The organism is Janthinobacterium sp. NKUCC08_JDC (genome assembly GCF_019345575.1).
Classification (GTDB): Bacteria; Pseudomonadota; Gammaproteobacteria; order Burkholderiales; family Burkholderiaceae_D; genus Janthinobacterium; species Janthinobacterium aestuarii.
The window spans coordinates 312,402-325,434 of the sequence record NZ_JAHKQW010000004.1; the positions used below are offsets into that span (position 1 = coordinate 312,402).

At 62.0% G+C, this 13,033-nt stretch carries 12 protein-coding genes; 7 read left to right on the top strand and 5 right to left on the bottom strand.

Annotated features, from left to right (window positions below):
- Positions 1-114: 114 nt before the first annotated feature.
- The gene (gene glmS / locus KO538_RS13755) at positions 115-1,944 is read left to right on the top strand and encodes a glutamine--fructose-6-phosphate transaminase (isomerizing) (protein ID WP_034752623.1); all 1,830 of its coding nucleotides are present in this window, start codon (positions 115-117) and stop codon (positions 1,942-1,944) included.
- Positions 1,945-2,011: 67 nt separating this feature from the next.
- On the opposite strand, the gene KO538_RS13760 is transcribed toward glmS, so the two are convergent.
- Both KO538_RS13760 and KO538_RS13765 read right to left on the bottom strand, forming a co-directional pair.
- Entirely contained in the window at positions 2,012-2,878 is an 867-nt protein-coding gene (locus tag KO538_RS13760) for a methylenetetrahydrofolate reductase (RefSeq protein ID WP_219328604.1), read from the bottom strand.
- Between the two features lie 13 nt (positions 2,879-2,891).
- Positions 2,892-3,773 carry a LysR family transcriptional regulator gene (locus KO538_RS13765; RefSeq protein WP_219328605.1) on the bottom strand — a complete coding sequence of 294 codons (882 nt, stop codon included), beginning with the start codon at positions 3,771-3,773 and terminating at the stop codon, positions 2,892-2,894.
- Between the two features lie 127 nt (positions 3,774-3,900).
- On the opposite strand from KO538_RS13765, the gene msuE reads away from it, so the two are divergent.
- The 3 genes from msuE to KO538_RS13780 are packed head-to-tail and all read left to right on the top strand — an operon-like array spanning position 3,901 to position 6,573.
- Positions 3,901-4,482 carry an FMN reductase gene (gene msuE, locus KO538_RS13770; protein WP_219328606.1) on the top strand — a complete coding sequence of 194 codons (582 nt, stop codon included), beginning with the start codon at positions 3,901-3,903 and terminating at the stop codon, positions 4,480-4,482.
- A gap of 60 nt (positions 4,483-4,542) precedes the next feature.
- Positions 4,543-5,520 (top strand): DUF1852 domain-containing protein, encoded by a 978-nt coding sequence (locus tag KO538_RS13775; RefSeq protein WP_072456035.1) that lies wholly within the window; start codon positions 4,543-4,545, stop codon positions 5,518-5,520.
- Positions 5,521-5,547: 27 nt separating this feature from the next.
- Positions 5,548-6,573, top strand: coding sequence for a methionine synthase (locus KO538_RS13780; protein WP_034752611.1), 1,026 nt, complete (start codon positions 5,548-5,550; stop codon positions 6,571-6,573).
- 25 nt (positions 6,574-6,598) lie between these two features.
- Here KO538_RS13780 and KO538_RS13785 read toward each other — a convergent pair whose 3' ends face one another.
- Both KO538_RS13785 and KO538_RS13790 read right to left on the bottom strand, forming a co-directional pair.
- Positions 6,599-6,760, bottom strand: coding sequence for a hypothetical protein (locus KO538_RS13785; protein ID WP_219328607.1), 162 nt, complete (start codon positions 6,758-6,760; stop codon positions 6,599-6,601).
- A 151-nt stretch (positions 6,761-6,911) separates the two neighbouring features.
- The gene (locus tag KO538_RS13790) at positions 6,912-8,579 is read right to left on the bottom strand and encodes a methyl-accepting chemotaxis protein (RefSeq protein WP_034752608.1); all 1,668 of its coding nucleotides are present in this window, start codon (positions 8,577-8,579) and stop codon (positions 6,912-6,914) included.
- A 268-nt stretch (positions 8,580-8,847) separates the two neighbouring features.
- On the opposite strand from KO538_RS13790, the gene KO538_RS13795 reads away from it, so the two are divergent.
- Complete coding sequence (locus KO538_RS13795) at positions 8,848-11,271, top strand: DUF3772 domain-containing protein (RefSeq protein ID WP_034752606.1); 2,424 nt, start codon at positions 8,848-8,850, stop codon at positions 11,269-11,271.
- 10 nt (positions 11,272-11,281) lie between these two features.
- On the opposite strand, the gene KO538_RS13800 is transcribed toward KO538_RS13795, so the two are convergent.
- The gene (locus tag KO538_RS13800) at positions 11,282-11,770 is read right to left on the bottom strand and encodes a DUF2938 domain-containing protein (protein WP_200873025.1); all 489 of its coding nucleotides are present in this window, start codon (positions 11,768-11,770) and stop codon (positions 11,282-11,284) included.
- Between the two features lie 59 nt (positions 11,771-11,829).
- Here KO538_RS13800 and KO538_RS13805 point away from each other — a divergent pair, with 59 nt between their 5' ends.
- Both KO538_RS13805 and KO538_RS13810 read left to right on the top strand, forming a co-directional pair.
- Positions 11,830-12,474, top strand: a complete 645-nt coding sequence (locus tag KO538_RS13805; protein WP_034752602.1) for a metalloregulator ArsR/SmtB family transcription factor — start codon at positions 11,830-11,832, stop codon at positions 12,472-12,474.
- On the top strand, positions 12,474-12,986 hold the full coding sequence (locus tag KO538_RS13810) for a ClbS/DfsB family four-helix bundle protein (RefSeq protein ID WP_034752600.1): 513 nt from the start codon (positions 12,474-12,476) through the stop codon (positions 12,984-12,986). The genes KO538_RS13805 and KO538_RS13810 overlap by 1 nt, the downstream gene beginning before the upstream one ends.
- The last annotated feature ends 47 nt before the right edge of the window (positions 12,987-13,033 follow it).

The window sequence follows — 13,033 nt, forward strand, 5'->3', positions numbered from 1 at the left end:
TCATCACAAAATAGAGGTGAAATATTCAGTCAAATATACACGGATTTAGAAAGCATATTTCACACGCTCTGCATTAGCATGCATGCATTGATTAAATTTTAGACAGAGGTTTCCATGTGCGGCATCGTCGGCGCAGTAGCGCAACGTAATATCACTCCCATCCTGGTCGAAGGCTTGAAGCGCCTGGAATACCGCGGCTACGATTCCTGCGGCATCGCCCTGCATGCGGATGGCCGCTTGCAGCGCTCGCGCTCCACCTCGCGCGTAGCCGAGCTGGAAAAGCAGATCGGTGAAGAAGGCTTGAGCGGTTTCACGGGCATCGCCCACACGCGCTGGGCCACGCATGGCGCCCCTGTCTCCTTCAATGCCCACCCGCACTTTTCCCCAACGGAAGAAAACGCCCGCGTGGCGCTGGTGCATAACGGCATCATCGAAAACCACGACGAACTGCGCGCCGAATTGACGGCCCTCGGTTACGTCTTCCAGAGCCAGACGGATACGGAAGTGATTGCCCACCTGGTCGAGCACATGTACAACGGCGACCTGTTCGAGACCGTGCAGCAAGCCGTCAAACGCCTCGATGGCGCGTATGCGATTGCCGTGTTCTGCCGCGACGAACCACACCGCGTGGTCGCCGCGCGCCAGGGTTCGCCCCTGATCGTCGGCCTGGGCAATGGTGAAAACTTTGTCGCGTCCGACGCCATGGCCCTGGCCGGCACGACGGACCAGATCATCTACTTGGAAGAAGGCGACGTGGTCGACCTGCAACTGTCGCGCTGCTGGATCGTCGACGTTGATGGCAAGCCCGTCGAGCGCGAAGTGAAAACCGTGCACGCGCACACGGGCGCGGCCGAGCTGGGCCCGTACCGCCACTACATGCAGAAGGAAATCTTCGAGCAGCCGCGCGCCATCGGCGACACCTTGGAAGGCGTGACGGGCATCATGCCGGAACTGTTCGGCGACGACGCCTATAAAATCTTCAAGCAGATCGACCGCGTGCTGATCCTCGCCTGCGGCACCAGCTCGTACGCGGGCATGACGGCGAAATACTGGATCGAGTCGATCGCCAAGGTACCCGTCAGCGTGGAAGTGGCCAGCGAATACCGCTACCGCGACAGCGTGCCGAATCCGAATACACTGGTCGTCACCATTTCGCAAAGCGGCGAAACGGCCGACACCCTGGCCGCCCTGAAACACGCGCGCAGCCTGGGCATGCTGCACACCTTGACCATCTGCAACGTGGCCACCAGCGCCATGGTGCGCGAATGCGCGCTGGCCTACATCACGCGCGCCGGCGTGGAAGTGGGCGTGGCCTCCACCAAGGCCTTCACCACGCAGCTGGCAGGCCTGTTCCTGCTGACGCTGTGCCTGGCGCAAGTCAATGGTCACCTGTCCGAAGAACAGGAAGCGGCGCACCTGAAAGCCATGCGCCACTTGCCCGTCGCGATTGCTTCCGTGCTGGCGCTGGAACCGCAAATCATCGCCTGGTCCGAAGAATTTGCGCGCAAGGAAAACGCCCTCTTCCTCGGTCGCGGCATGCACTACCCGATCGCCCTGGAAGGCGCGTTGAAACTGAAGGAAATTTCCTACATCCACGCCGAAGCGTATCCGGCCGGTGAATTGAAGCACGGCCCGCTGGCCCTGGTGACGAATGAAATGCCAGTCGTCACCATCGCGCCAAACGACGCCCTGATCGAAAAGCTGAAATCGAACATGCAGGAAGTGCGCGCCCGCGGCGGCCAACTGTACGTCTTCGCCGACGTCGATTCGCGCATCAGCTCCGGCGAAGGCCTGCACGTCATCCGCCTGCCCGAGCACTACGGCGATTTGTCGCCGATCCTACACGTGGTCGCGCTGCAATTGCTGGCGTATCACACGGCGCTGGCACGCGGTACGGACGTGGACAAGCCACGCAATCTGGCCAAGTCGGTGACGGTGGAGTAAGCAGGGCGGATGGTGTCTTTCTCTGGTGGCGCAATGTCACCAGAGCGGCGGTCGTCGCACAGGATGCTCAAAGGCCTGGGTCGGTACGAGCACGGTATTGCTCTATCCACTTCGCCGACTGTACGATGCCGCCAAATGGAAAGAAATGCAGGCTGACCTCGCCATGTGCTGCTGTCAGGCCGGCGGCCAGGCGATCTACAAACAGATCGGGTCCCGCCGTGCCGAACAGCTTGCCGATGGAGACCCCGTACTTTGACCACATCGATGCGCAGGCGCCCACGCCGCATACTGCGGCATAGCGCGCCAGCACCGCGATGCTCGCGGGGCCCGGCACGCCCACGCGCACGGGATGGTTGATGCCGTGCGCGCGCAGCGCTTCCAGCCACGTCAACACGATGTCGGCATCAAAGGCGAACTGGGTGACGATCAAGGGCGTCATGCCGCGCATCTCGATGTTGTGGCACTTGCGTTCAAGCACCTCCCACTGCTCGGCTGTACTCATCACCGGATGGCCTTCCGGGTGGCCGCCCACGCCGATCACTTTCATGCCCGCGCGCTCAAAAATACCTGTGTCGATCAGCGCGGCACTGTCGGTAAACGGCCCCATCGGGATCGATGGATCGCCAGCGATGACGAAGCAGCGCTCGACGCCCGCTTCAGCGGCCGCGCGCTGGACGAATAATTCAAACCCGGCGAGCGAAGCGATACGGCGCGCGGACAAGTGCGGCATGGGCTCGAAGCCGAGTCTGCGCACGGCCCGCGCCGCGGCCAGGCGCGCGTCGTCGTTCTCGCGTGGCAGGTAGGGAATGGCAATGGTGGACCCGGTCAATATCCGCGGCGCCGCCGCGCTCAAAGCAGCAATGTCCTTCGAACTGACTTCCAGCGAATAGGCGTGCGTGATGTTGCTGGCGTGCTTGCGTATATCGTGATGCATCAACGGTTTTACCTTAGCTTCCTTGCGCCATGGCGATGAAGGCCTTGACGTAGTCGATGGCGGTGTCCGTCTCGCGTGCGCCCAGGAAGATCTGCTTGGCGATGCCGCGCGGGCCCAGCCGCACAGGCACCACGTCCATCTTGGTAGCGTATTCCTCGACCAGCCAGCGTGGCAGGGCGGCCACGCCGCGGCCACTGGCTACCATCTGCAGCATGATGTCGGTCGTTTCGATGGCTTTGTGGCGCTTGGGCGTGACGCCGGCCGGCAACAGGAACTGGTTGTAGATGTCCAGGCGCTCGATGTCCACGGGGTAGCTGATCAGCACTTCCTGCGTCAATTGCTGGGGCTTCACATAGGCCGCCGACGCCAGGGCATGGCCCTTGGCCACGACCAGCACCTGCTCGTAGTCGAACACGGGTTCGAATGTCAGCCCCGGCTTGTACAGCGGGTCGGGCGTGACCAGCAGGTCGATCTCGTAGCCGAACAGCGCGCCGATCCCGCCAAACTGGAACTTCTGCTTGACGTCCACATCCACGTCGGGCCACGCGGCCAGATAGGGAGACACCACTTTGAGCAGCCACTGGTAGCAAGGATGGCATTCCATGCCGATGCGCAGCGCACCGCGCTCACCCTGCGCGAACTGCCCCAAGCGCTCTTCGGCCAGGTCCAGTTGCGGCAGCACCCGGTTCGCCACTGCCAGCAAGTACTGGCCGGCCTGCGTCAGGCGCAGGTTGCGCCCTTCGCGCAGCCAGACGTCGGTGCCCAGTTGCTGCTCCAGCTTCTTCATGCTGTGGCTCAAGGCCGACTGGGTCAGGTTCAGCACGCCTGCGGCGGCCGTCAATGACCCTTGTTTCTCGACTTGCTGGACGATGCTGAGGTGGATACGTTCAAGCATTGGAATGAGCCATATTCATGGATGTATGAAATAAGACCATTATACTTCATCGATTCACCCCGTTATCATCCATCCTCTTGCTGTTGGCATTCTTCGCCCTCGCGCATCACTCCCTATGAAAGCAAACATGACACGTCCACTTCGCCTAGTCGCCGTTTCCGGCGGGCTGCAACGCCCTTCCAAGGCAGCAGCCCTGGCCGAGCACCTGATGGACCTGATCGCCGAGGAAGTGCTGTGCGAACAACGCCTGGTCGAACTGGGGCAGCTCGCGCCGCAGCTGGCCGGCGCAACCTGGCGCTCCCATCTGCCCGAGACGGTGGAGCGGGAACTCGCGGCGGTCGAGCAAGCGGACATCCTGGTGGTGGCGACACCGGTCTATCGTGGCTCGTACACGGGTCTGTTCAAGCACTTCTTCGACTTCATTGACCAGGACGCCTTGATCGACAAGCCCGTCTTGCTGGCGGCTACCGGCGGCAGCGAGCGCCATGCCCTGATGATCGACCACCAGTTGCGCCCGCTGTTCAGCTTCTTCCAGGCACGCACATTGCCGCTGGGCGTCTACGCGACCGACAAGGACTTTACCGACTACCGCCTGCAGGACGAGGCTCTGCTCCAGCGCGCCACCTTGGCAGTGCAACGGGCATTGCCCTTGATCGGCTTGACGCGCCATGCGAGATCCGCCACCGCTGAAGAGCTGGTCGCGGCCTGATACGCATCACCACGGTCAATCAACATATTCATCTTTTCGCAGAAACCAGGACAGATCACCATGAGCAAAGATTTTGTATTCAGCATCAAGAGCATTGTTTTCGATGAAAACTATCACCCATCGGACAGCACGCGATTGACGACCAACTTTGCCAATCTGGCCCGGGGAGAGCGTCGCCAGGAGAACTTGCGCAATACCTTGAAAATGATCGACAGCCGCTTCAACAACCTGGCGCACTGGGACAATCCGACCGCAGACCGTTACTCGGTCGAGCTTGAAATCATTTCCGTCGCGTTGAATATCGATGCCGAAGGCGACAATATTCCATTGATCGAGATATTGAAGCCGAACATCATCGATAAAAAAACCAATGAGCGCATCGATGGCATCGCCGGGAATAACTTCTCCTCCTACGTGCGCGATTACGACTTCAGCGTGCTGCTGCCAGAGCACAACAATAATAAATCCACGTTTGGCACGCCGGACAACTTCGGCGATTTCCATGGCAAGCTGTTCAAGCACTTTGTCAGGTCAGACACCTATAAAGCGCACTTCAGCAAGCCGCCCGTTATCTGCATCAGCGCCTCGAGCAGCAAGACCTATCAGCGCACTGAAAACCAGCACCCCATCCTGGGCGTCGAGTACCAACAAAATGAGTTCTCGTCGACCGATGAATATTTCGAAAAGATGGGGATGCAGGTGCGTTATTTCATGCCGCCCAACAGCTCCGCGCCGCTGGCTTTCTACTTTATCGGCGACCTGCTGGCCGACTACAGCAATCTTGAACTGATCGGCACCATCAGCACGATGGAAACGTTCCAAAAGATCTACCGGCCCGAAATTTACAATGCCAATTCCGCGGCGGGGAAGTTGTATCAGCCCAGCCTGAAGAACCAGGATTACTCCTTGACGCAGATTGTCTATGACCGGGAAGAGCGCAGCCAGCTGGCGGTCAAGCAGGGCAAATATACGGAAGAGCACTTCATCAAGCCATACAAGAATATTCTTGAACAATGGTCTGCGAACTACGCGCTCTGATTAAAAAAATAAACGAAAGCATTCAACATGAAAAAATTATTGCCTACTTCTACTGCCGGCAGTTTGCCCAAACCTTCCTGGCTGGCACAGCCTGAAAAACTGTGGTCGCCGTGGAAATTACAGGACGAGGAATTGATCGAGGGCAAACAGGATGCTCTGCGTTTGTCACTGCAGGAACAGCAGCACGCAGGCATCGATATCGTCAGTGACGGCGAGCAAACCCGCCAGCATTTCGTCACCACGTTTATCGAGCATCTGAGCGGCGTGGATTTTGACAAACGCGAGACCGTCAGGATTCGTGACCGCTACGATGCGAGCGTGCCGACCGTCGTGGGCGCCGTGAGCCGCCCGAAGCCGGTGTTTGTGGAAGACGCCAAGTTTTTACGCCAGCAAACCAAGCAGCCGATCAAATGGGCCCTGCCAGGCCCGATGACGATGATCGATACGTTGTATGACAGCCACTACAAGAGCCGTGAAAAACTGGCCTGGGAATTCGCCAAGATCCTCAATCAGGAAGCGAGGGAATTGGAGGCGGCCGGCGTCGATATCATCCAGTTTGACGAACCCGCATTCAATGTCTTCTTTGATGAGGTCAATGATTGGGGGATTGCCACCCTGGAAAGGGCGATCGAAGGACTCAAGTGCGAAACGGCCGTCCATATTTGCTACGGCTACGGCATCAAGGCCAATACGGACTGGAAAAATACGCTGGGCTCCGAGTGGCGCCAATATGAAGAGTCTTTCCCGAAGCTGCAGAAATCGAATATCGACATCATCTCGCTCGAATGCCACAACTCGCGTGTGCCCATCGACCTGATTGAACTCATCCGTGGCAAAAAAGTGATGGTCGGCGCCATCGACGTGGCCAGCAATACCATTGAAACGCCGGAGGAAGTGGCCAATACCCTGCGCAAAGCGCTGCGCTTTGTCGATGCCGACAAGCTCTATCCTTCGACCAACTGCGGCATGGCGCCCCTGGCTCGCCAGGTGGCAAGAGGCAAACTGAATGCGCTCAGCGCAGGCGCGGCAATCATCCGGGGAGAGCTTTCCTAGCAGGCTGGTGAAGTTACGCCTGCGCTTAAGCCGGGCGCAAGCGCTCCGCCATCCGTGCCCGCAAGGCTGCGTTCAGCAGCGGCGCCACCTGCGCAAAAGCTTTCTCGATGCGCGCCAGCAGGGCAGCGACATCATCTTCCGCCTGTTGGCGCGTGGCGAAGCCGAAACGGGTTACGTCGAGCAGCATGGCGTCGCGCGTGATGTCGCGGCGGCCGGCGGATTGTGGTCTTTAATTGGAAGAATATGAACGCCGCAGTTGATTTTTAAAGTGAACATAAAACTGAATTTAATACGATTAAATTCAATCTTATGTTCATATGATCCGTCGTCGCGCTATTCTAGAATTCCTCCCACTGGGCCGGCGCGCAGGCGCGTTGTGGCGCCGCTGTCACGGCCATGCGCATTGCCGTGCCGGCCGCTGGCCGCGCGGCAGGTGTTGGCAAGGTCGCCGCCGGCACGCCGCCCAGTTTAAATGCGCTCACCACCTGCGCCAGGGTCGCCGCCTGTTCCTGCATGGCCGCCGCCGCTGCCGCCGATTCTTCCACCAGGGCCGCGTTTTGCTGGGTGACGTTGTCCATCTCGCTGATGGCCTGGTTGATTTGCTCGATGCCGGCCGTCTGTTCCGCGCTGGCGGACGTGATTTCTTCCATGATGTCGGTAACGCGGCGCACGCTGTCGACCATGTCGGTCATGGTGTTGCCGGCTTGATGCACTAGCTCGCTGCCGGCCGCCACGCTCCGGGTCGAGTCGTCGATCAGGGTCTTGATTTCCTTGGCCGCGGCAGCCGAGCGGTGCGCCAGGCTGCGCACTTCCGTGGCCACGACGGCAAAGCCACGGCCCTGCTCGCCCGCGCGTGCCGCTTCCACGGCCGCGTTCAAGGCCAGAATGTTGGTCTGGAAGGCGATGCCGTCGATAACGCCGATGATGTCGGCGATCTTGTTCGACGAGGCGTCGATTTGCCGCATGGTCGCCACCACTTGCGCGATGACGGCGCCGCCGCGCTGCGCCACGCCGGAAGCCGTGTCGGCCAGCACATGCGCCTGGCGAGCATTGTCGGCATTCTGCTTGACGGTCGAGGTCAGCTCTTCCATGGATGACGCCGTCTCTTCCAGCGAGCTGGCTTGCTGCTCCGTGCGCGCAGACAGGTCCAGGCTGCCCGCCGCCACTTCGGACGAGGCCGAGGCGATCGTTTCCGTGCCGGCACGCACCGTGCCGACCGTTTGCGCCAGGTTGTCGTTCATGCGCTTGAGCGCCTGTAACAACTGTCCCATTTCATCGCGCGACTGCACTGTGATGTGGCTGCGCAAATCGCCCGCGGCCACCGTGTTGGCCACCTGCAGCGCCGTGGCGACGGGGCCGGTGATCGAGCGCGTGATGCCGTACGCCAAGGCCGCCGCGATGGCCAGCGCTGCCAGCGACATGCCGATCAGCAAGGTGCGCGTGTTGGCATAGGTCGCATTGGCATTGTCGCCCGCCGTGTTGGCCAGGGTGTTTTGCAAGCTGATCTGTTCAGCAATCAATTGCTTGTAGACGAGCAAGACGGGGCGCAGCTGGCCGTACAGGTAGGCGCTGCTGTCGTCCGGCGTGCCGCTCCTGATCAGTTCCAGCAAGGCTTCCTGCCCTTGCGCGTAGCGCGTGTTGGCGTCGTTCATCTTGGCCATCAGCGTGCGTTCACGGTCCGAATCGAGCATGTTCGCGAGCTTGCCGAGATTGCCGGCCGCCGTCTGGCGCGCGGCCAGGATGGCGTCCGTTTGCTTGCGCTGGTCGGCCGGATCGGCGCTGAGCATCATGTTGCGTAAGGCAATGGCGATGTCGTTGATGTTGGCCGATACGCTGTTGGCGAGCTCGATCTTCGGCATGCTGTCATGCACGATATGGCCGGTGCCCTGGTTGATCTTGCCCAGCATGGCAATGCCCAGGCAGGAGATGATGATCAGCATGGCGCCGATGGCGCCAAAGCCCACGGCGAGGCGGGTGCCGATGGTTAGGTTGGATAAAAACTTCATGGCGGTCTCAATACGGAGGGAATGGTCAAAAGGTCGGCGGCTGCGGATTGGGGGCCGCGCCGCCAAACGGAGGACGATCCTAGACCTTTTCATATGATATTTCCATAGGGCAATATGCCTAGTCGCCCCCTTGGATGCACGCCGGTTCCGCCTGTTCTGCGGCTTGCGCGTGTTTTCAGCTATATTGGCAGGCACCCGCCTGGCGGCAGGCCATGACCGGCGTCGCCGCCGATTCGGCAATTTTTCCCATTTTCAGCCTTAGGTCCGCATGACTTCTTTCCGTCTCCGTTTCTTCCCCTTCCTGCTGGCGTTGTTGCTGGCCTGCTCGCTGGCCCCGCCGCCCGCCTGGTCGCAGCCCGTCGACGATGCCGCCACGGCCGACCAGCGTCTCGATGGCTTGCGCAAGCAGATTACGAGCATCCAGAAGGCGCTCGATGGCGAGGCGGAGCTCGATGATGCGACCCTGTCGCAGATGCGCGCCGATGCGCTGGCGGCCAGCGCCGAGGCGGACAAGGTGGCCGATGCGCTCGCGCCCACGCTCACCAGCGTGCAGGCGCGGCTGGCCGAGCTGGGCAAGCCGGCGGCGGGCACGAAAGACGCCCCCGACGTGGCGGCGCAGCGCAGCCAGCTGGACCGCACCAGCAGCGCGCTCGATGCGCAAGTAAAACTGGCGCGCCTGCTGGCCGTGGAAGCGACGCAGGCGTCGGAACAAGTGTCGACGGTGCGCCGCGCGCAGTTGCAGGCGCGCCTGGGCGAGCGCACGGCGTCGATTCTGGCCGGCTCGTTCTGGAAGCAGCTGCATGCGGAATTGCCGCAGAATCTGCAACGGCTGCGGGCGCTGGAGCTGGAATTGGCGAACGCGGCAAGCGCCACGCCGTGGTCGGCCTGGGGCGGCTTGCTGGCCGCCATCGTGGCCGTGATCGGTGCCAGCGTCTGGATTTCGCGCTATTTGCTGGTGGTCACGTCCACGCGCGTGCCGCATGGCCGCTTGCGCCGCTCGCTGCATGCACTGGCCGTGCTGGTGCTGGCGCTGGCCACGCCGGGCCTGGTGGCGGAATTGCTGGCCATGGGCTTGCGCTGGGAGGGCGGCCTGTCCGAAAAAACCTCGACTTTCCTCAGCAGCTTGATCGGCATCATCTGTTTTGCCGGTTTTACGGCAGGGCTGGGCCACGCGCTGCTGTCGCCGCGCCGCGTGTCGTGGCGTCTGCTGCCCCTGCCCGATGCGCTGGCGCACCGCATGCGCAATTTTCCATCGATGTTTTCCTTCATCGTCGTGCTCGTGTGGGCGACGGAACGGGTCACCATCGTCATCAATGCGGGCCTGTCGACGGCCGTGGCCGTCAATTGCATCGTCGCCCTCGTGATGAGCACGACCATCGCCTACGGCCTGATGCGGGCCGAGCGCTGCTGGCGCCAGTTGCGCGAGGCCGATCCCGCCACCCTCGTCACGCCGCTGTGGCTGCGCTGCGTCACGGTGCTGCTGTGGCTGGCGCTGGCGTCGAGCGTCATCAGCTTGCTGGTCGGCTATGTGGCGTTCGGCAGCTTTGTCGCCAAGCAAATCGCCTGGGTCATCGTCGTGGTGTGCAGCACGTATCTGCTGACGGTGCTGGTCGACGATATCTGCATGCTGCTGGCCTCCACCCCGCCGCCGCCGGACGCGGCCCATCCCGTGCTGGCCACGCCCAAGGCGCGCGACCAGGCGGCCGTGCTGCTGTCGGGCATCGGCCGCGCCATCGTCGTGCTGCTGGCCCTGATGTTGCTCTTGGCGCCATTTGGCGAAGGTCCGGGCGAGCTGTTCCAGCGCGTCGGCAAGCTGCAGGATGGCCTGGCCATCGGCGAAGTGGCGATCCGCCCGGCTGCCATGATCCAGGCGCTGCTGGTGCTGGTCGTCGGCTTTATCGCGCTGGGCCTGTTCAAGCGCTGGCTGCAAAATAGTTATTTGCCGACCACCAATCTCGATACAGGAATGCAAGTGTCGTTCATCACCCTGTTCGGCTACATCGGCGGCGTGCTGGCCGTGGCGCTGGCCCTGTCGGCGGCCGGCATCGGCCTCGAGCGCATCGCGTGGGTGGCGTCGGCCTTGTCGGTCGGTATCGGTTTTGGCTTGCAGGCGGTGGTGCAGAACTTTGTTTCCGGCTTGATCCTGCTGGCCGAGCGTCCCGTCAAAGTGGGCGACTGGGTGTCGCTCGGTGGCGTGGAAGGCGATATTCGCCGCATCAATGTGCGCGCCACGGAAATTCAGCTGGGCGACCGCTCGACGGTGATCGTGCCGAACTCGGAATTCATTACCAAGACGGTGCGCAACGTGACCCTGGCCAATCCGCTGGGCCTGGTGCAGGTGAAGCTGCCGCTGCCGCTGGGCACGGATGCGCAGGTGGCGCGCGCGCTGATCCTGTCCGTCTTTGTCGACAATCCCGACGTGCTCGACACACCGGCGCCGAATGTGCAGCTGGACGGCATCGACAATGGCCTGTTGTTGTTCAACGCCACCGGCTTTGCCTCGTCGCCGCGCCTGACGTCGGGCATCCGCAGCGCGCTGCTGTTCGAACTGCTTAAGCGCCTGGACGAGGCGCACATCGCGATCGCCAAACCCAGCACGATGGTGCTGAGTACGGTGCCGGCGCAGCCCGAGGCGCCGGCCATGTCAGCCGTTGCACCGGCGCCCGCACCGGTACCGCCGCTGACGAGCTAGTCGGCACAAGTCAGCGCACGGTCGACCACAGCAGGGCCGCCAGGTACAGGCCGACGCCGAACGCCGTGTGCGCCATCAAGCTGCGCAGGCGGGCGGCGTTTGGGTGCGGCGTCTTGCTGGCGGCCAGGCCGGCGCCCATGCCCGGCTGCAAGATGCAAAATGGCGCGGCCACGCTCACGAGACCCGCCAGCAGCGCCGGCGCAAACGTCGGCTGGCTGACCCACTCCTGTCCCACCAGCACCAGCAGCACGGCCGCAAACAGCACGCCGATCATGTAATGGGCCGTCCAGCCCAGGATGGCTTCATCGCGCACGGGCGCCGCCTGGGCAATATTGGTGTGCGTCACGGTGCCGCGCGGCAAATGGCCGAGCCAGCGCCCCACCATCGCAAAGTTCAGCGAGGGGATGCACCAGAAGCGTTTCAAGGCCACTGCCCACACATCCATCACCGCCGTCGCGCCCACGCCGATCGCCAGCGCATCGAGCCAAAGTATTTGCATTGCCGCCCCTAACATTCAATGAATTGCTTGAATGTTATAAGGGTGCTAGCATTGTGTCAATGAAAAATGCCGATATCGAATTCCTCACCGGTTCCGCCGGGTTTGCCCATATTTTAGGCAGCGCGCCGCGTTTGCGCCTGCTCGAGCAGATCGTGCACGGCGAATATGCGGTGGAGCAGCTGGTGGAGTTGACGGGCTTGTCCGTGGCGAACACGTCCCAGCATTTGCAGCAGTTGCGGCGTGCCGGTTTCGTGCAGGCACGGCGCGATGGCAAGCGCGTGCTGTACCGGCTCGGCAGCGGACCCATCGTGCAACTGCTGGCCGCGCTGGACGTGTACGCGCAGCACCAGCGCAGCGAATTGCAGGCGCTGGGACGGGGCGACCACGTGGAAGCGATCACGGGCGACGAACTGCTCGAGCGCATGCGCGAAGCCAGCATCACCGTGCTCGACGTGCGGCCCGCGCAGGAGTTTGCCGCCGGCCACTTGCCCGGTGCGGTCAATATTCCTATTGATGACTTGCAGCGCCGCCTCGACGAATTGCCCGCGAACGCAGAGATCGCCGCCTACTGCCGCGGCCCGTATTGCGTGCTGTCCGTGCAGGCCGTGGCTGCCTTGCGCCAGTACGGCTTGCAGGCGCGCCGTCTCGGCAGCGGCTATGACGACTGGCAGGCGGCTGGCTTGCCTATTGTCAAGGCGGCGTGATGGCGGTCCCCAACAGCAAGTCGGAACTGATCGAAGCGATTACCACCACGTATGCGAAACTGGCGCAGGAGCTGGCGCGCGTGCCGCCGGCGCTATCGCGGGAGCCCGTGCTGGAAGGACAAGTGGCGGGCACGCGCATGAGCGTGTGCGACTTGCTCGCCTACCTGGTGGGGTGGAATGAGCTGGTTTTGCACTGGCACGCGCAGCTGCGCGACGGCAAACACATCGAGGACATCGCCTTTCCCGCCGAAGGTTTCACGTGGAACGCTCTGGGAAAGCTGGCGCAGCGCTTCTATGCCGACTATGCTGAACTGGGCATGGACGATTTGCTGCAGCGCCTGGAGCAGGCGAAAAACCAGTTGCTGGCGCTGGTCGAAAGCCATGATGACGCGCAATTGTATGGCCAGCCCTGGTACACGCATTACACAATGGGGCGCATGATCCAGTTCAACACTTCGTCGCCATATGCGAACGCGCGCACGCGCTTGCGGGCCTGGCTCAAGACCTTGTAGCGGGATCGGCGGGCTTGCACGGTTGCATCAGACGCTCAGAAAAATTT